Annotated in this window: 12 protein-coding genes and 1 pseudogene; 7 read left to right on the top strand and 6 right to left on the bottom strand. The window is 68.3% G+C overall.

Annotation, left to right across the window (positions count from 1 at the left end):
- Positions 1–56 precede the first annotated feature (56 nt).
- The 3 genes from STRVI_RS22095 to STRVI_RS22085 are packed head-to-tail and all read right to left on the bottom strand — an operon-like array spanning position 57 to position 6,192.
- Positions 57–1,304, bottom strand: coding sequence for an alginate lyase family protein (locus tag STRVI_RS22095; protein WP_014057856.1), 1,248 nt, complete (start codon positions 1,302–1,304; stop codon positions 57–59).
- Positions 1,305–1,333: 29 nt separating this feature from the next.
- A complete protein-coding gene (locus STRVI_RS22090; protein ID WP_014057855.1) occupies positions 1,334–4,666 on the bottom strand; it encodes an alginate lyase family protein in 3,333 nt (1,110 codons plus the stop codon).
- Complete coding sequence (locus STRVI_RS22085; protein WP_014057854.1) at positions 4,663–6,192, bottom strand: glycosyl hydrolase family 28 protein; 1,530 nt, start codon at positions 6,190–6,192, stop codon at positions 4,663–4,665. The genes STRVI_RS22090 and STRVI_RS22085 overlap by 4 nt, the downstream gene beginning before the upstream one ends.
- A gap of 687 nt (positions 6,193–6,879) precedes the next feature.
- Here STRVI_RS22085 and STRVI_RS22080 point away from each other — a divergent pair.
- The 6 genes and pseudogenes from STRVI_RS22080 to STRVI_RS48340 form a co-directional block, all read left to right on the top strand.
- The gene (locus STRVI_RS22080) at positions 6,880–7,893 is read left to right on the top strand and encodes a hydroxyacid dehydrogenase (protein WP_014057853.1); all 1,014 of its coding nucleotides are present in this window, start codon (positions 6,880–6,882) and stop codon (positions 7,891–7,893) included.
- Positions 7,894–8,033: 140 nt separating this feature from the next.
- On the top strand, positions 8,034–9,119 hold the full coding sequence (locus STRVI_RS22075) for a LacI family DNA-binding transcriptional regulator (RefSeq protein ID WP_014057852.1): 1,086 nt from the start codon (positions 8,034–8,036) through the stop codon (positions 9,117–9,119).
- A 442-nt stretch (positions 9,120–9,561) separates the two neighbouring features.
- A complete protein-coding gene (locus STRVI_RS22070; protein ID WP_014057851.1) occupies positions 9,562–10,902 on the top strand; it encodes an ABC transporter substrate-binding protein in 1,341 nt (446 codons plus the stop codon).
- A gap of 10 nt (positions 10,903–10,912) precedes the next feature.
- Positions 10,913–11,797, top strand: coding sequence for a carbohydrate ABC transporter permease (locus tag STRVI_RS22065; protein WP_014057850.1), 885 nt, complete (start codon positions 10,913–10,915; stop codon positions 11,795–11,797).
- Positions 11,797–12,723: a carbohydrate ABC transporter permease gene (locus STRVI_RS22060; RefSeq protein ID WP_014057849.1), complete on the top strand. Its 927-nt coding sequence runs from the start codon at positions 11,797–11,799 to the stop codon at positions 12,721–12,723. The genes STRVI_RS22065 and STRVI_RS22060 overlap by 1 nt, the downstream gene beginning before the upstream one ends.
- Positions 12,720–13,898 (top strand): annotated as a pseudogene (locus STRVI_RS48340) (family 43 glycosylhydrolase); the annotation flags it as partial. The gene STRVI_RS22060 and the pseudogene STRVI_RS48340, both read left to right, overlap by 4 nt.
- 129 nt (positions 13,899–14,027) lie before the next feature.
- Here STRVI_RS48340 and STRVI_RS22050 read toward each other — a convergent pair.
- The 3 genes from STRVI_RS22050 to STRVI_RS22040 are packed head-to-tail and all read right to left on the bottom strand — an operon-like array spanning position 14,028 to position 16,712.
- Entirely contained in the window at positions 14,028–14,504 is a 477-nt protein-coding gene (locus STRVI_RS22050; RefSeq protein ID WP_014057848.1) for a winged helix-turn-helix transcriptional regulator, read from the bottom strand.
- On the bottom strand, positions 14,488–15,543 hold the full coding sequence (locus tag STRVI_RS22045) for an LLM class F420-dependent oxidoreductase (RefSeq protein WP_014057847.1): 1,056 nt from the start codon (positions 15,541–15,543) through the stop codon (positions 14,488–14,490). Before STRVI_RS22045 ends, STRVI_RS22050 begins: the two co-directional genes overlap by 17 nt.
- Entirely contained in the window at positions 15,540–16,712 is a 1,173-nt protein-coding gene (locus STRVI_RS22040) for an acyl-CoA dehydrogenase family protein (protein ID WP_014057846.1), read from the bottom strand. The genes STRVI_RS22045 and STRVI_RS22040 overlap by 4 nt, the downstream gene beginning before the upstream one ends.
- A 125-nt stretch (positions 16,713–16,837) precedes the next feature.
- Between STRVI_RS22040 and STRVI_RS22035 the strand changes: the two genes are divergently transcribed.
- Complete coding sequence (locus STRVI_RS22035; RefSeq protein WP_251982709.1) at positions 16,838–17,878, top strand: NADP-dependent oxidoreductase; 1,041 nt, start codon at positions 16,838–16,840, stop codon at positions 17,876–17,878.
- Positions 17,879–17,907 lie beyond the last annotated feature (29 nt).

The raw sequence follows: 17,907 nt of genomic DNA, 5'->3' as shown, positions 1-17,907 counted from the left end.
GCGGGGTATGCGGTGCGGAACTGGCGGGGGAGAGGCAGCACCCTTCGCCTCGGCGCCTACTTGGCGTACATCAGCGTGCCGAAACCGAGCTGGTCGTAGCCGCCGCTGTCAGTGCCGTAGTCACCTCCTCCTCCCTCCGGAGCGACTGAGAAGCACATCTGCGAGATGTACTTGTCGTCCAGGTTGACGCGCCGGTTGTAGTGGTAGTGGAGCATGGCCCACACCGGGCGTGCCTGGCCGCGGGACGCGGAGGAGATGACTGTCTGTGCGGACTGGGAGCAGTTCTGCCCGGTGCCCCAGGTATAGGTGGTGAAGGGCACGTCGTTGCCCAGGTTGTACTTGGCGACGTACTGGGCGGCCTTCATGAAGCGGCGGTTGTCGTAGGAGTACAGGTCTTCGCCCTGGTTCCAGGCCATCTCGCAGAACGCGCCCATCTGACCCATGCCCATCAGGGTGTGGCCCTGGTCGCGTCCGGACTCCTGCCACTGGCCGAGGCCGTATCCGTCGGAGTCGGTGTACAGGTACGGCACCGCGTGCGCGATCGAGCCGTTGCCCCCACCCGACGTGAAGTAGGTGACGGCCTGCTCGTACTTGGCGCTGTCCTCGTTGAGGATCCCGATGGCCAGGATCGAGGCCATGTTGCACAGGTCCCAGTTGGCCCAGTAGTTGGTGATGCAGGCGTCGTTGTGGTTGTTGAGGAACTGGTTGTTGAGCGGATAGAAGATGTTGGCCATCATCTCCTGGAAGCGGCCGAGGTCGAACGCGGGGTAGCCCCGCATGAGTTCCGCCGCGTTGGCGAACTGCCAGCCGTAGAGGCCGGCCGCGAGGAACCGGTCCGCGTTGCCGGTGACGGTCCTGAGGGTCGACGACCAGGCGTTGAGGATGTTGGCGGCGCACTGAGCGTTCGCCTCGGTGCCGCCAACCCGCCAGCGCAGTGCGTTCTGGTAGGCGGCTGCGATGTCGTTGTAGAGGAGGCTGTAGTTCTGCCCGGTGCCTCCGCGGATGATCGTTGCCGTTGCCCTGGGCGTCCAGGTCGGCTGGGAGTGGGAGTTGGCGGTCAGCCTGTTCCAGCCGGACAGCCAGGGGTCCGTGCCCGCGGCGACCCTGACCTTGGCGCGGTTGATGTCACCCGCGTTGTGCAGCATGCCCGGGTGGGTGAAGGCCGCGGGGGCTCCGTTCGCGCTGACAGCGGCGAACGTGGAGCCCAGCGCCACGGCGGCGGTGAGGCCACCGCCCGCCTTCAGCAGACCCCGGCGGCTGAGCACACCGCTTCGGTCTTGCCTGTGGGAGGAAGTACGGCTCATGCTGTGCTTCTCCAATCGGTGTGGGGGGATCAGCTCTGGGTGGTGCTCACCTCGTCGAACTCGGAGGTGCTGCGGGTCAGGGGGTCGCGGGAGCAGACCACGAGGCCCACGTAGTAGGGGGCGTCGCCGAAGCCGGGGATGTCGCCAGAGGCGAGGGAGGTCCAGCTGACGCCGTCATCGGTGGAGGCGTATGCGGTGAAGGCGGTCCCGGTGCGCTTCAGCCGCAGGTGACAGGGGGTGGTGACGGGAGCGGAGCCGGAGAAGGCAGAGACGCCGGCCACCTTTGTTCGGAGCATGAGCCGCGCCTCGGTCCCACCGGAGACGATGGCGCCCGCCGCCTGGTCGAAGGGGTTCAGGGACTTGGCCATCAGCAGGCCCACATGGTCGGCGGGGGCTCCGGTGCGGGAGAGGAGCCGTGCGGTCACCTCGCAGTCGCCGGTAACGGGCCGGCGGACGAACTGCCCGGTCATGCCCTGACCGTTGACGTTGAGGTCGGTGCCCGAACCGCGCACGGCGAACGTTCCGCCGTCGTACGCCGTGCTGCCGGGTGTACGGATCGACACCACTCCGAACGTGCCGTAGGCGCGCGGGGCCTGGATCACGTCGCCGAGGTCGCCGTAGGTCCACGGCTTGGGCGGGGGAGTGCCGACGGTGAGCTTCAGAGAGCCGCGCGCGGTGCCCGCCGCGTTGCCCGCGGTGGTGGTGACGGTGAACTCCCCCGTCTGTCTTGGCGTTCCATGAACGAGCCCGGTGCGAAAGTCGGTCGTCAGGCCCTTGGGCAGGCCGTGGGCGGTATAGCGCACGGGTTCGTGGGAGGCGTCCAGAAGCAGCCGGAAAGGCTCACCTCGGTTGGCGAACGCGGCCCCGTCGGCGGTGAGTTCCGGTTTGTGGGGTCTCGGCATGGTGGCGCTCGCGGGCTTCGCGCGGGGGCCGCTTCCGCTGCTGTTGGTCTTCGCGACGGTGTAGTGGTAGGTCCGGCCGGGCTTGCCCGTGGCATCGGTGTACCGGACGCGCGTGCCGAAGCCGACGGAACCGACGTCGGTGGCGAGTGTGCGGTAGGGGCCGTGGGCGGTCTCGGCGCGCAGCACTGTATACCGTGCAGAGAGGTCCAAGTCTGTCCAGGACAGCTCGATCGCGTCGGCGCCGGTGACCGCACGCAGGTCGGCGGCGGCCCGGATGGGGCGCGGCACGGCCCACACGGCACCGGACCCGGAGGTCACGCGGACGTTGTCGAAGGCGCCGGTGCCGGTCTCCGCGTACTCCTCCTCGACGCCCAGACACGAGGTGAGGACGAGCCCCGCGTACACGGTGTCGCTCAGCCGCACCTCGCTGGAGCCGACCTCGGTCCAGCGGATGCCGTCCGGGGAGATCGCCCCGGTGCAGCGCCGGCCCTTGCGGGTGACGCTTACCCAGTACGGTGCCCGCAGTCGGTAGCCGTCGCCCGCGCCCTCGACGTACGGGGCTTCCAGCGGGGTCGCGGACTCGGGCAGGGCACCGAGATCGGAGATCGGGAACGACGCCGCGGTGGTGATCGCCTGCTGCTGTGAGGGCGGCACCGGAGTGCCGCCCGAGGCCGACACCTCCGCCCCGGTCGACGGGCGTACCGTCCACACACCGCTCCAGGTATGCAGCGGCAACCCCTGGATCACCATGGCGGCGTGCGCGGCATCCGCGTCGGGGGAGTCGCGGAGGGTTACCCCGATTTTGGCGTACTGGGAGCTGAGCGGAAACACGATCCGCGCGGTGACGGTGCCGTCGCCGCGCAGAGGCAGGTAAACCAGCTGACCGGTGTCGGACGTGCCGCTCGCCTCCAGAACGAAGCGCTCGCCGTCGAAGACCGCCGCGCCGGGGATGCGTACGTCCCCCACGTCCTGGGACCTCCAGGGCCCGGGAAGCCCCGCGACCGCGGTGGCTTCGGCCGAGGTGTCGCTGCGACCCGTGGAGTTGGCCGCGCTGACGCGGTAGTGATAGGTGCGGCCCCGGTGCACCTCCCGGTCGATGTACCCGACGGACTCGACGCTGGAGGTGAGCGGTGTGTACGGTCCCTCGGGCCGGGTGGCGCGGTGAACGGTGTAGCTGGTCGCCCATGCGGACGCCAGCCAGGAGACGGTGACGGCATGGTTGTCGCCGACCGCGGTGACCGTGGCCGGGACGGATGGCACCGTCGCCTCCGGCGCCGTGGTGTCGGCGTAGGTGAAGGTGCCGAAGCCCGGCAGGTCGTCGTTGCTGCCCTCCACCACGCGGGCCCCGCCGGTGCCGCGGAAGACGGCGTCCCTGGTGTACGGAGCCTGGAGACCGTGGACACCCGCGTAGTGCGCGTACGCCATCTCGTAGATAGGCGGGAGGGTGCCACGCTGCTTGTCGGAGACGGCCGTCTTGAGGTACTTGCCGGTGCGGTCCAGGTCGGGCACGAACGGTACGTCGCCGCCGAGGTTGTAGCGCGCGGCGTACTCGAAGTTCGCCAGGATGCGGTTCCCGTCGAATCCCCACAGATCGACGCCCTGGTTCCAGGCGACCTGGGCGGTGTCGGCGAGGAGACCGGCCGCGAGCTGTTCGTGGCCCTGATCGCGGCCGCTCTCCTGGCCCTGGCCGACGTCAGTGACGATGCGGTGTGCGACGCTGCCGTTGCCCGCGCCGACCGCCGTGAAGCGCAGGGCGTCCTCGAAGAGGGTGCGTTCCTCGCAGAACACGCCGATGGCGGCGATGGTCTGGACGGAGGTGAGGTCCCAGTTGCCGTTGGCGTACAGCGAGTAGCCGGAGACCGCCGGATACCAGACGGTGAGAAAGGACTCCTCGCAGCGTGCGATGTCCGCGTTCGTCCAGCCTTCGTAGTCGCTGTAGCGCAGAAGCTCGGCGGCGTTGACGAACTTGAACCCCTGGAGCCCCGCGCCGAGTGGACCGTCCGCACCGGTGATGCCGGTCAGCGAGGCGGACCAGACGTTGAGGATGTCGCGAGCTTTGTCGGCGTGGGCGCGGTCGCCGGTCACGCACCACATCAGGGCGTTCTGGTAGGCGGCGGCCGAGTCGGCGACGGCCTCGCTCATGTGGTTGCCGGGGCCGCGGCCCCAGGTGGTGATCTGGCCGGTGTTGCGGACGGCGTACGTCGCCTGGGAGCGTGAGTGGGCCGCGAAGGACAGGTAGCCGTCGTGGACGGGCGGCTCCTCGGCGGCGACTGCAGCCTTCATGCGGGCGAGGTCGGCCGCGGTGTGCAGGAGTCCGGGGTGCGTGAAGGAGCGGGACCCCGTCTTGTCGCCGGCGGCCCGGGCTGAGCCGGGCGCGAGCAGTCCGCTCGCTCCCGACGCCAGCAGCAGGGCCGCCGTGCCGCCGAGGAATCCTCGGCGGCTGGGGGCAGGTGCGGTCATGACGCGGTGGCCGCCTCGGCCTCGGCGGTGGTGAGGAACCGCAGGTTCGTCACGTGCTCGTTGGCGTGCATCGGGACGAAGTCGGTGGTGAGATACCAGCTCGGCTTCTTCATCGAGTCCGCGATGACCGTGCCGTTCACGACAAGATTCTCGAACGTGACGTCCTTGACCGGGTGGTCGGCGTCGTAGCCCAGCACCATGCAGGTCGCGAGCGGCTTGCCGCTGTAGGAGACGTCCTTGACGTACACGTTCTCGATGCCGCGGCCGACGGAGGTGTTGTACTTCCTGTTGTACATGACCCGCATGTGGATGAGCTGGCCCCAGCGGAAGTCCTCGACCCGGACGCTGTCGACCCGCACGTTCCTGATCAGGTTGCTGTCACCGGCGTTGAGGGCGATACAGCCCTGGTAGCCCATCTGGGGCTCGCGGTGGTCGCAGATGTCGAGATTCTCGAAGACGAGGTTCTCCACGACCTCGGGATTGTCGGTGTTGCCATGTGTGCCCACGTTGACGGGGTGGGCGACGTCCGCCCAGAGGGTGGAGTCGCGCACGGTGATGTTCTTGGTGTCGCCGTAGTACTCCCAGCGGTGGGCGTAGATGGCGATGCAGTCGTCGGAGTTACGCATGAAGACGCCGTCGATCGTGACGTCGGTGCTGGAGAAGACGTCGATACCGTCGCCCCAGCCCTTGGAGCTGAAGGCCGCCATGTCCTTGATGGAGACGTCGGAGGACTGGCCGACCTGGACGGCATAGCCGTTCGGGTTGAGCATGGTGACGCCGCCGACGGAGATGCCGCTCGACCCCTCCACGAGTACCCCGCCCGCGGTGGTCCCGGCGAGCACCCCGCGGCCGGCGAGTCCGGCGTCCCGTACGTCCTTGAAACGGACTGTCGCCTTGAGGACCGCGCCGCCGTGCACGTAGACCGTCTTGCCGGAGGGTACGTCGAGGTAGCCGTCGGCAGTGGTGTGTACGCCGGGGCCGAAGTAGAGCACGTCGGGGTCGTGCTCCTTCGGCCGGCGCCGCTCGATCTCGCGGGCGAACAGATGGAGGCAGTCGAAGAGGTCGTCGTTGACCTGGATGACGACCTTGCGCGGTCTGTCCAGCGTGAACCGCAGCGTGTCGCCGCGGACCTCCGGCTCGATGCCGTAGGAGTCCGGCCGCACCCGCACCGGCTTCACACCGCCCTTGATGTACGTCACCTCGACCTCCACCTCGCCCGAGAAGTCGAAGCAGGCGAGGGAGGAGTTGAACTGCTTCTTGCTGCCGGTGGTGGGGTTGATCTCGGCGAGGGTGGGCCGGTAGACGCCGAGGGTCTGCCAACTGCCTCTGGCAGTACGTACCTTGACAGCAAAACTGTCCGTTTTGACCGGGGCTCCGGCCGGTACGGGATAGGTGACCAGCCGGGCCCGGCCGCCCGCGGGTTCCTGCGCCCCGGCCGCTGTGGCAGTGAGCTGGGTGAGCCCCGCCGCGAGGGCGGTGGCGCCGGCCGCTTGGAGGACGGCACGGCGGGACTGGGGCGTGTTCATGCGGAACTCCGATCCGAGAAAGGGCAAGAGGTGGTGGCGGCACCACGGCCGGCAGGTGGAGCAGGACGGGTTCAGAGGGCGAGCGAGGTCGTCGGGCTCGGCCATCAGCGTGACGGTTTCGCCGGGCCCACCGACGCCCTGTGGACACCTGCACCGCGCAACCGCTCAGGGCCGCAGCCCCCGCTGCGGCCCCGTCAGCCGACAGCGCGGGGAACTTGCGGCGGCTGCGAGGGATACCGGTGTGGGCGCGCATGGGTGTCTCACCTTCGTTCAGGGAGCGGCGCAAGACCGGGGGAGGGCTCGTCCATCCAGATGTTTGGGTAGCAAACGATTTCTACGAACGACGGCCCAGAGCATCCAGCCGTGAGTCGGCGACGTCAAGGCTTCCGGTCAACTTTCCGGGAACCTGTGAGAAGCGGGCGGTCCTTGGTTCGAGGGCGGGCCGGCGCACTGAAATGCGCTGATTACGCAGGTCGAAGAGGGCGCGGGCCGAGTCGGACGGCCGAGTCGGACGGCCGGGGCGGCGGTGGGCGTGAGGGTATGGGGCGGGCCGGCAGTTCAAGAGGAGTCGGCGCGTGGACAAGGCGGCGTAGCTGCCCGCCCAAGATTGACCGACACGCGGGCACGGATCTACGGTGGAATGCGCTTTCAGAAAGGGTTTCTTGCCCGTTACGCGTCAGGAGCCTCATGCCCAGTGCCCAGCCACTCAGGGCCGTCTTCGCCATGGACCCCGTACACCTTCCCCTGCTGTTTCCGCCGCCGTTGATGGACCGGCTGCGACAGTCCGCGCTGATTGACACGCAGCTCGTCGTACGAGACTTCGCCGATCCCGTCGCGGCCCCGGCTCTGGCGCAGGCCGAAGTCCTGATCACCGGTTGGGGCTGCCTCCCTCTCGACGAGGGCGTCCTGGCAGCCGCCCCCCGGCTGCGTGCCGTGCTGCACGCCGCCGGCTCCGTCCGATCCTTGGTCGGCGAGGCGCTGTGGCAGCGCGGGGTCGCTGTCTCCAGCGCCGTGGCCGCCAACGCGCTGCCGGTGGCGGAGTACACGCTGGCCATGATCCTTCTCACCGGCAAGGACGTCCTCGGTCACCGGGAACGATTCCGCGCCGTTCGGCTGCCGCCCTCGTCCGGCCAGACCGCCGGAGTCGGCAACCTCGGTCGCCGGGTGGGCGTCATCGGCGCCTCGCGCGTGGGCCGGCGTCTGTTGGAGTTGCTGCGGCCGTTCGACTTCGCGGTCTCCCTGTACGACCCGTACGTGGACGCCGCCGAGGCCGCCACCCTGGGTGCCCGATCGATGGAGCTGGAGGAGCTTCTGCGGCACAGCGACATCGTCAGTCTCCACGCACCCGACATCCCCGAGACCCACCACATGCTCGACCGCGCCCGGCTCGCACTCATCCCGGACGGCGGTGTGCTGATCAATACGTCCCGGGGGGCTCTGGTGGACCACGACGCACTCACCGACCAGTTGATCTCCGGCCGGATAGGGGCGGTTCTGGACGTCACCGACCCCGAGCCGCTGCCCGTACAGTCACCGCTGTACACGCTGCCCAACGTGTTCCTGACACCGCACGTCGCCGGCTCGCTCGGCAATGAGCTGGAGCGCCTTGGCCGGACGGTCGTCGAAGAGCTGGAACGGCTGGTCGCGGGCGTCCCCACGGTCTGCGAGGTGCGTCGGTCGGACCTGGCACGGGTCGCCTGAGTCGGACCTGGCACGAGTCGCCTGAGCCGCCGGTCGACCGGTCGGGCGTGAGGAAGCAATGGGATACGGTTTCAGCGCAGGCGGGGCCCGGGCCGAGGCCCGTCCGGAGAAGGAACCGCTACGGTGAAGGAGCTCACCAAGTGAGTCAGCGCAGGACGTCGGCGGACGCCGGACCGGCCACGATTCGGGACGTCGCGGAGCGGGCGGGCGTTTCGGTCGCCAGCGTCTCGCGCGTACTGTCCGGCAACTATCCGGTTTCCGACGACCTGCGCCGCCGGGTGATGAAGGTCGTCCGTGAACTGGACTATGTCACCAACGCGCACGCTCGGTCTCTGGCCGGCGGAGGCACACCGACAGTGGCCATCCTCATCAACCACATCACTGGCGCCGCCTTCGCCCACGTGGCCAAGGGCGTCGAAGGCGCCGCCTCCCTGCGCGGCTGGCTGACACTGGTCGGCACCACTGGCGATGACCCCGAACGGGAACTCGCACTGGTCAACCTCATGCGTCGGCAAGGAGTCACTGCGGTCGTCCTGCTCGGGGGAGCCTACGACTTCGAGGAGTACCAGCTGCGCATGGCCCGGTTCGCCCGTTCCCTCGACTCGGCGGGCTCTCACCTGGTCCTCGTGGGCCGACCCGCCCTGAAGGGAGACGCCCCGGCGACGACAGTCGACTACGACAACGAGGGCGGAGCCTACGCAATGGCCAGCCATCTGCTGTCGGCGGGCCACCGGCACGTCCTCGTACTTCCCGGACCTGCGGAACTCACCACCGCACAGGGGCGGTTGAACGGGGCGCACCGGGCCTTCGAGGCGTACGGCGTGCCGTTCCGGCAGGACATGGTGCACCACGGACCGTACGACTTCGAGCACGGCCTCCGGGCGGTCGAGCACAGCCTGGAGCAGGGGCCGCCCTTCACGGCGATCCTCGCGGGCACCGACGTGGTCGCCGCCGGCGCCATGCAAGCACTGCGCTCGGCCGGGCTGCGGGTGCCCGAGGACATCTCCGTCGTCGGCTACGACGATATTCCGCTGGCTTCCCAGCTGACCCCGAAGCTGACCACTGTGCACGTGCCGTACGAAGAGATGGGCCGCGTCGCACTGCGCGCGGTGGCCGACCGGCGTGAGGGCGGCGCCGGTCGCCGGGGCGGCGACGGTGACCAATTCGTGCTGGGCACACACGTGGTCGTACGGCAGTCCGTACGTCCACCAGAGCGGCAGGGATGACTCCGGGGCAAGGCCCCCTTCGGAAGGGCGCGAGGTCCCGAGCGGTCGGAAGGGACGGCCGCTCGGGCCAGGAAGCTTTGTTTCGGAAACGATTTCTACCCCCTTGCGATTCACTTCTGTCGCCGTGTCAGGCGCCTGGACGGCCTTGGCTCTTCTCCCTGTAGATCGCTCTCGTCTGGGCAAATGTGGTCCGAGAGACCGCGACTTCGGACATCCGCAACTCACTCTGCCGACAGGCCGGCGTAACAAACTCATCGATGCCTCTTGCTCGGCGTTCCCGTACCGCCTACCGTCTCACGACAACCGGTTACTACAGCTTGAGCCTGGCCATCTCCACCGCTGCGAGCAGCCGACGGTTCTCCGGCCGCCGCTTCAGGCCAGCACCTTCCGAGCCTCTGTCCTCTCGTTCTGAGAACGCCTATTTCCAAAGGATCACGGTCAGATGAACTCGCACAGCACCCGGAGAAGGTTCGCCTCTGCCGCCGTCGCGGGCATCGCGCTGGCAGGCTTGCTCACCGCCTGCGGTGGCTCGGATCCTGGAGACGATGGGCCCTCTGGCGCCTCTGGCCCGGTCACCCTTCCCTTCTGGGGCTGGGCGAACGGCCAGGAGGCCGTCGTGAAGGCATTCAACGGCTCCCACAAGGACGTCCGGCTGAAGTACACGAAGGTCACCGATCAGCTGACCATGCAGAAGCAGCTGACCAACGCGGTCAAGGCCGGGAACGCGCCGTGCCTGGTACAGAACACCGCCGAGTATGTGACCAGTTGGGTCTCGCAGGGCGCGCTGGCCGACATCACCAAGTACGTCGATGCCGACAAGGACAAGTTCAACCCGGGTTCCTGGCCGGGCGCCCAGGTGCAGGGCAAGCTGTACGGGGTCCCCACCGGCTCGGCGCCGCAGTTCACGATCTACCGCACCGATGTCTTCGAGAAGTACGGGCTGAAGCCCCCCGTGACCTGGGGCGAGTTCGTCACCGCGGGCAAAGAGCTGAAGAAGCACGGCATCAAGATCACCAACTTCGCTGGTGAGGACCCGAGCACCCTTGAGGTGCTCGCCATGCAGGCCGGGGCACACTGGTACGCCGTCGACGGCGACTCCTGGAAGATCGACTTCCAGGACGAGGGCAGTCTGAAGGCCGCCGAGGTGATTCAGAAGATCATCGACAACGATCTCAACGCCAAGCTGTCCTTCGCCGACTACGCGGCCGTGCAGCGCAGCTACGACAACGGCGACACCGTGACCCGGCAGATCTCCACCTGGCAGATGGCCGGCATGGTGCAGAACTTCAGCAAGTCGTTCGGTGACTGGAATGTGGCTCCGTGGCCGACCTTCCAGGGCGAGGCGCCGAAGACGCCGGCGGGCACCAACCTGACCGGGGGCGTCACGCTGGTGACCAAGGGCTGTGCGCATCAGGAGCGGGCGGCCGAGGCAGCCCTGTGGATGTCCACCAACGCTGACGCGGTCAAGACGATGGCGAGTCCGGAAACAGGCAACGGTGTGATGCCGGCGCTGGCCGACGGCGACGCGTACGTCGGCGAGTCGATCTCCCAGAAGCTGCTGGGCGAGAACTACGAGCCCGCGCAGAAGGTCGTCTCGGACAGCCTGGGGACCGTCACCACCGACTGGACCTTCGGCCCGAACTGGACCGCCATGTTCACGGAACTGCAGGCCGGCTGGGCCAAGGTGGTCAACAAGGAGCAGAAGGCCACCGATCTGCTGGCGCACATGCAGAAGTGGACGGTCGACGACCTGAAGTCCCGCGGCATCAGCGTCAAGGGCTGAGGCACCACTCATGACTCGTTCTCTGCGCTGGAAGGGCGCCGCCTTCACGTTGCCCTTCCAGCTCGGCTTCGCTTTCCTGTACCTGCTGCCGATCGGCTACGCGATCCACCAGTCGCTGTTCCTGGAGAAGCAGTCCGGGCTCGGCCTCGGGGGCGGGACCACGGAGTTCGTCGGCCTCGACAACTACGCACAGGGCCTGACCGACTCCGCGTTCATGAACTCCGTCCTGCGGGTGGTGGTCTTCGCCTGCGTCCAGATTCCGGTGATGCTTGTCGTCAGCCTGGTGCTGGCACTGCTTTTGGACGCGGTCACCTCCCGAGCGGCCGGCCGGTTCCGGATCCTGCTGCTGGTCCCCTACATGATCCCCGGCGTGGTGGCCGCGATCGTGTGGATCAACCTCTACAGTCCCCGGGTCGGCCCGCTCACCCCGCTCGGCGAGTTCTTCGGCCTCGGCTGGAACTTCTTCGCGCCGTCGATGGTGTGGCCGTCCATCGGCAACCTGCTCACCTGGCACGGTATCGGCTACAACATGGTGATCATCTACTCCGCACTGCAGGGCGTGCCCCGCGAGCTGTTCGAGGCGGCCCGGCTGGACGGCGCCTCCGAGATCCGCATCGCCCGCAGCATCAAGATCCCGTACGTGCGCGGTGCCCTGGTCCTGACCGGGCTGCTGTCGATCATCCAGATGCTGCAGATCTTCAATGAGCCCGCGTTGTTCCGCAATGTCACCCCGCAGACGGTCAGCGACAGCTTCACCCCGATCATGATCATCTACAACCAGGCGTTCAACGCCGGCAACTACAACTACGCCGCCGCCCTGTCGGTACTGCTCGCCCTGATCCTTGGCGTGGCCTCCTTCCTCTTCTACCGGTTCACTTCGAAGGAGGCCGACTGATGGCGCTGACCGACGACCGCAAGGACACCACCACCAGGCGGATTGCCGCCCGGGGTGTGCGGCGCATGACCCGTCCGGACGCGGCCTCCCGTGGGCGGGGCGGTCAACGCTTCCTGCTGATCGGCCTGGTGCTGGCCAGTGTCTACAGCCTGTTCCCGGTATGGTGGCTGGTCGTCGCCGCGACCAAGGACCGCACCGGGCTGTACCAGAGCACCGGTCTCTGGTTCTCCGGCTGGCACTTGTGGGACAACGTGCGGCAGCTGTTCACCTACGAGGACGGCATCTTTCTGCGCTGGACGGCCAACTCGTTGCTGTACGCGGGCGTCGGCTCCCTCGGTGGCACTCTGATCGCACTGGCCACCGGCTATGGCCTGGCACGGTTCGACTTCCCCGGCCGCAATGCGGTGTTCGCGTGCGTGGTGGGCTCGTTCCTGATCCCGATCGCCCTTCTCACTCTCCCGCTGTACCTGCTCTTCTCGGCCATCGGCATGGTCGACACCCCGTGGGCGATGCTGATCCCCTGCCTGATCAACCCCTTCAGCGTCTATCTGGCAAAGGTGTACACCGAGGCGGTCGTTCCCTTCGAGCTGCTGGAAGCGGCCCGCATCGACGGTGCCGGCGAGCTGAGAATCTTCTTCAGCATCGTGCTGCGCATGATGACGACGGGTGGCGCGACGGTGTTTCTGCTGGCCTTCGTCAACACCTGGAACGCCTTCTTCCTTCCGCTCACCGTACTGCGCGGCGAGGAGAACTGGACCCTGAACCTGGGCCTGTACAACTGGTCCGGCAAGCGCCTGGAGTCCGGAGTCGACCTGACGAGTCTGGTGCTGACCGGAGCGCTGCTGTCCATCCTCCCGATGGCGATCATGATGGTCGCGATGCGCCGCTACTGGCGCACCGGAGTCACACTGGGGGCCCTCAAATGAGTGAGAGGGCACAGCGGGCGGTGGCCCGCAACCCCGTGATCCGCGGCTTCGCGCCGGACCCCTCGCTGGTGCGTGCCGGTGACTGGTACTACGTGGCCACCAGTTCCTTCGAGTGGTTTCCGACCATTCCCCTCCACCGGTCGCGTGACCTTGCGCACTGGGAGTACGCCGGTCATGTTCGCGGGGCGGCCCCCGGCGACTCGCTCGCCGGAGTTCCTGACTCGGGCGGAATCTGGGCGCCGTCGCTGAGCTGGGACGGAACGCGGTTCTGGGTCGTCTACTCGATCGTGCGCTCAGTGGGCACCCCGTACTTCGACCTCGATACCTACGTCACCACCGCAACGGATGTGGCCGGACCGTGGACGCCGCCGCGGCGCCTGCCCAGCCACGGCTTCGACCCGGCGCTCTTCCACGACGATGGCCGGCTGTGGCTCTTGAATCTGCAGAACGACCACCGCCCGGGCGGACAGCGCTTCGCCGGGATCGTGGCGACGGAACTGGACCGTGACACACTCGCCCCGGTCGGCGACACCATGCTGCTGCTTCAGCACGACCGACTCGTCGAGGGGCCGAAGATGCTGAAGCGGGACGGCTGGTACTACCTCGTGCTCGCCGATGGCGGCACGGGGTTCGAGCACGGGGTGTTGACAGCGCGCAGCCACCAGGTGAGCGGCCCGTACGTGATGGACGACCGCCCCCTGCTCACCTCTCGCGACGACCCCTCGCTGCCGCTCCAGAAGGCGGGACACGCCGAATTGGTCCGGACCGGCCAGGGCCAGTGGTTCCTCAGCCACTTGGCGTCACGCCCGCTGCACACTCCGCACGGTCCGCGCTGCACCCTCGGACGTGAGACGGCGATCCAAGCTGTGACGTGGGATGCCGACGGCTGGCCACGGTTGCGGCACGGAGGGTGGCACCCCGCTGTGGACGTCGAGACACAGCGGGCTGACTCCCTGGAGCCGCTGACCGGCTTCCCTGCCTCCGACGCGTTCCCATATCCCTGGAGTTCGCCACGCGGTTACCCCACACGGGACTGGGCCGACACCGGCAGCCGCCCGGGCTGGATCCGCCTGCGCGGTCGGCACGGTCCGGAGTCACGCTGGGCGCACAGCCTGCTCGCCCAGCGCATCACCGAGCATGCGGCCGAGGCCGAGGTCACCCTTGAGGCCCGTCCGCGTCCACGCGGCAGCCCGCGCCCGCCAGGCGGATACGCTCCGGACCGCATACGCTCGCCCGGCCCTGGGCGGGCCGGTCGGGCCGGCCCCGTACCCGGACGCAGAGGTTGCCGCTGCGGCGAGGTCACCTCACGGCGTATCGCCCGTGAGATGCACATTGTGTGCGGTGACCGGTTCCCCGCATTGGTCGCAGGTCAGCCTCGGGTGTGTGGGCGATCCGCACACGTCGTGCGTCCAGGCCACCGTGGATCCGCTGCCCGCCGGGTCGTCCGGGAGGTAGGTGTTGCCCCATTCCATCAAGATCTGGATCGCCGGGAAGAGATCGAGGCCGGCCTGGGTGAGGCGGTATTCGTAGTCGCTGCGGATCGGGCCGCCCGCGTAGCGCTCCCGGATCAGCAGGCCGACGTCGACGAGCTTGCCGAGCCGGTTCGACAGGGTGGGGCGCGGAATGCCCAGGTTCTGGGCGAACTGTCCGTAACGCTGCACACCGAAGAACGCTTCGCGGAGGATCAGCATCGTCCATCGCTCGCCGACCAGGTTGAGTGTCCGCGTGACCGAGTCGTCGCCGCGCGAATCCGGTGGCTGCGCCTCAGGGGTGTCCGTCACCGAGTGATCGTATCCCGTCTCCGTTGACCGGCTGCTTCGCCCCGATCGGCCCTGAGACGAGGTCCGGGGCGTGTTCCCTGATGAAGCCCAAGGTCTTGGCGCCGTCGGGGTCGTCCGCCGTCGTGGGGACCAGCCCGATGTGGTCGGCGCCGGCGTTGAAGTAGCTCTCGATACGTCGCAGTACTTCAGGTCCTGAGCCGATCGCGCCGACGGCCGCCGGAAGCTCGGGGGGAATCTCTGGGACGAGCGTATGGCGTCCAGCGGTGGAACGCGCCTGGCGGACGAGGCTGCCGAAGCCCAGTTCGGTGAACATCTCGCCGTATCCCGGTGGGCGGAGGTAGACGGCCAATTGCGAGGCGAGCTGATGGTGGGTGGCCGGATGCGGCTCGACGGAACAGGTGACCCACACCGCGAGCCGTGGTGAGGGCAGCCCGCGGGCCTCGGCGGAGGCGTCGATCGACGCGCGGACCTCGGCGATGTGTTCCGGCGGCACCAGGTTCAGCACGACCTCGTCCGCGGTCTCCGCCGCGACGCGCGTCATGCGGGGTCCGAACGCCGCGACGCTGATCGTGGAGTCCGGCTGCGGCTGGCGGAGCCGGAAGCCCCGCGTGCGGATGTGCCGGCCGGAAAATGCGGCCCGCCCTCCACCGAGGAGTTCACGCAGCACCGTGACCGATTCCCTGGTGCGCTGCGGGTTGCCGCTCCAACTGCGGTCGTGCCAGTCGGAGACGATGTGCGGGCTGGAGGCTCCCAGTGCCACATCCACGTGTGTGCCCGTCAGCGTTGCGACGCTGGCGGCCCCCATGGCGATGGCGACGGGGGAGCGCACACCGACGGCGAGCGGGCCGACCGTCAGCCGGGGGATCGAGGTGCTGTTGGCGACCGCGGTGGCGAGGGCGAACACGTCGAAGGTGGCCATCTCGCCGAGCCACAGCCGCTCGAAGCCGCATTCACTCGCCTGGTGGGCGATCCCGAGGGCTTCCAGGTCGGGCCGGTCCAGCCAGTACGGAAGCACCACGCCGAGCGATCGCCGCCTCACAGCGCCGCCACGTTCGTCGGGAGGCCGAGCAGGATGCGGCCGGTCGTCTCCCAGGTGGCCGGGCTCACCTGGAGGTGGGCGGTGGCGGTGGTCGCGTCCCGGAAGCGGCGCTGGAGCGGCGAGCTTTCGTAGACCGCCGATCCGCCGCCGAGGTCGTACATGGCGCGGACAACCTCCGCCGAGGTGCGAGCGGCGTGGGCCGCTGCCAGGCGCAACCCGGTGCGAAGGCCGAGCGCCACCTCGTCCGCGGTGCACGCCGCCTGCCAGGCGTCGTCGATGGCGGAGTAGAAGAAGGCGCGCGCGGCGCGCAAGGCGGCCTCCGCCTGTCCCACGGCGGCCTGCGTGGTCGCCTTCTCCGCCAGGGTTCGCCGCGAGCCGGTGGCGACCTTGTGGCCCGCGAGGTCCATGAGGTCATCGATGGCCCCGCGTGCGTTGCCCAGCGCGGCCGCGGCGATGGACAGCGCGAAGTATCCGTAGATCGGAAAGCGGTACAGCGGAGCGTCGATCAGCGGACCGTCGTCCAGCGCCAGTACGCGGTGCGCGGGAACGAACACCTCCTCGGCCACGACGTCATGGCTGCCCGTCGCGCGCAGGCCTGACGTGTGCCAGGTGTCGACTATCCGCAGCTCCTCGGCCGGGATCCCGACCGCGCGGAGCGTCGGCGCACCGTCCTTGTCGCCACGGCCGTCGTCCAGGACGCAGCCGCCGAAGAAGTAGTCCGCATGCGTGATCCCGCTGCAGAACGACCAGCGGCCGGAGACGACCACGCCTCCGTCGACCGGGCGGGCCTTGGCCCGCGGCGCCCATACGCCCGCCGCGATCGCGCGCGGGTCACCGAAAGTCTCGGCGGCGCCCTTCTCCGGAAGGTACGCCGCGAGCAGGCTGCTGGTGAGAGCGATCGAGACGCACCAGCCGGTGGCGGCGTCGCCGCGTGCGATCGTCTCGGCGCATTCAAGTGACACAGCGGGCGGGGCCTGCGCGGCTCCGAGAGCCTCGGGCGCTCCGCAGCGCATCAGCCCGGAGTCACGGAGCGCATCGATCAGCCCCGGCCCCAGCCGGCGCTCCCGTTCGCTGTCGGCGGCCATGGCCTGCGCTTGGAGACGGATGCGATCCGCCGCCTCCCTGAGGCTTTCCTGGTTCGGGTCCGCCTCGTGAAGCGTGTGGGGCATGGGAGACCTCTCTTCGGCGCAAGTGCTTGGGCTGCGTCCACGTGCGGCTCAAGTAGTTCATTTGCTTTACTAGTTCAGTCGTTATACTTTCGCTCCGTGCCGCAGCCGTCAAGTCGGGGGGCATCATGCGGTCGGCGGACGTGACAGACCATCACCGAAGGGAAACCATGGACATCAATCACCAGATGGTGCTCGCCGCACGCCCCGAAGGCGATGTGAAGGACACCGACTTCACTCTCACCACCGCTGAGATACCCGAACCGGGCGAGGGGCAGGTCGTCGTCAAGGTCGATCTCATCTCCATCGACCCGGCGATGCGGAGCTGGATGAACCCGGGCGCCTCCTACGTGCCACCCGTGGACCTCGGCGCCGTCATGAGGGCCGGCGGGATCGGCACGGTGATCGCGTCCCGGCATCCCGGATACGCGGTCGGCGACGAGCTCTACGGAGCCTTCGGCGTTCAGGAATACGCGCTGTCCGACGGCACGGGCCTCCACAAGATCGACACCTCGATCGCACCGAAGACCACGTACCTCGGTGCGCTCGGCATCACCGGCCTCACCGCCTACTTCGGCCTCTTCGACGTCGCCCGCATACAGCAGGGCGACACCGTTGTGGTGTCGGGCGCGGGGGGCGCCGTCGGCAGCATGGTGGGTCAGATCGCCAAGATCACCGGCTGCCGCGCCATCGGTATCGCGGGCGGCCCGGAGAAATGCCGGACCCTGGTCGAAACGATCGGCTTCGACGCGGCCATCGACTACAAGAATGACGACGTGCGGAAAGCCTTGCGCGAGTACGCCCCCGGTGGCGTGGATGTGTACTTCGACAACGTCGGCGGCCCGATCCTGGACGCGGTGCTGACCAGGCTTGCGCGCGGGGCACGCGTCGTCATCAGCGGCGCGATGTCCCAGTACAACGACCAGCGCCCGATGGGTCCGGCGAACTACATGTCGCTGCTCGTGAACCGGGCATCGATGACCGGCATGGTCGTATTCGACTACGAGGACCGCTACCCCGAGGCGACCCGACAACTTGCCCAGTGGCTTGCGGAAGCCAAGTTGACCTCGGCCGAGCACGTAGTGGAAGGCAGCCTCGGGGACTTTCCGAGCCTGCTTCGCGGCATGTTCACCGGAGCCAATACCGGAAAGCTGATCCTTCAGCTGTAGGACCAGCGGAACACCGAAGATTCCTGTCT

It is taken from the genome of Streptomyces violaceusniger Tu 4113 (assembly GCF_000147815.2).
Taxonomy (GTDB): domain Bacteria; phylum Actinomycetota; class Actinomycetes; order Streptomycetales; family Streptomycetaceae; genus Streptomyces; species Streptomyces violaceusniger_A.
Note: the sequence above shows the minus strand (reverse complement) of the source record. Positions and strands in the feature narration are given on the sequence as shown.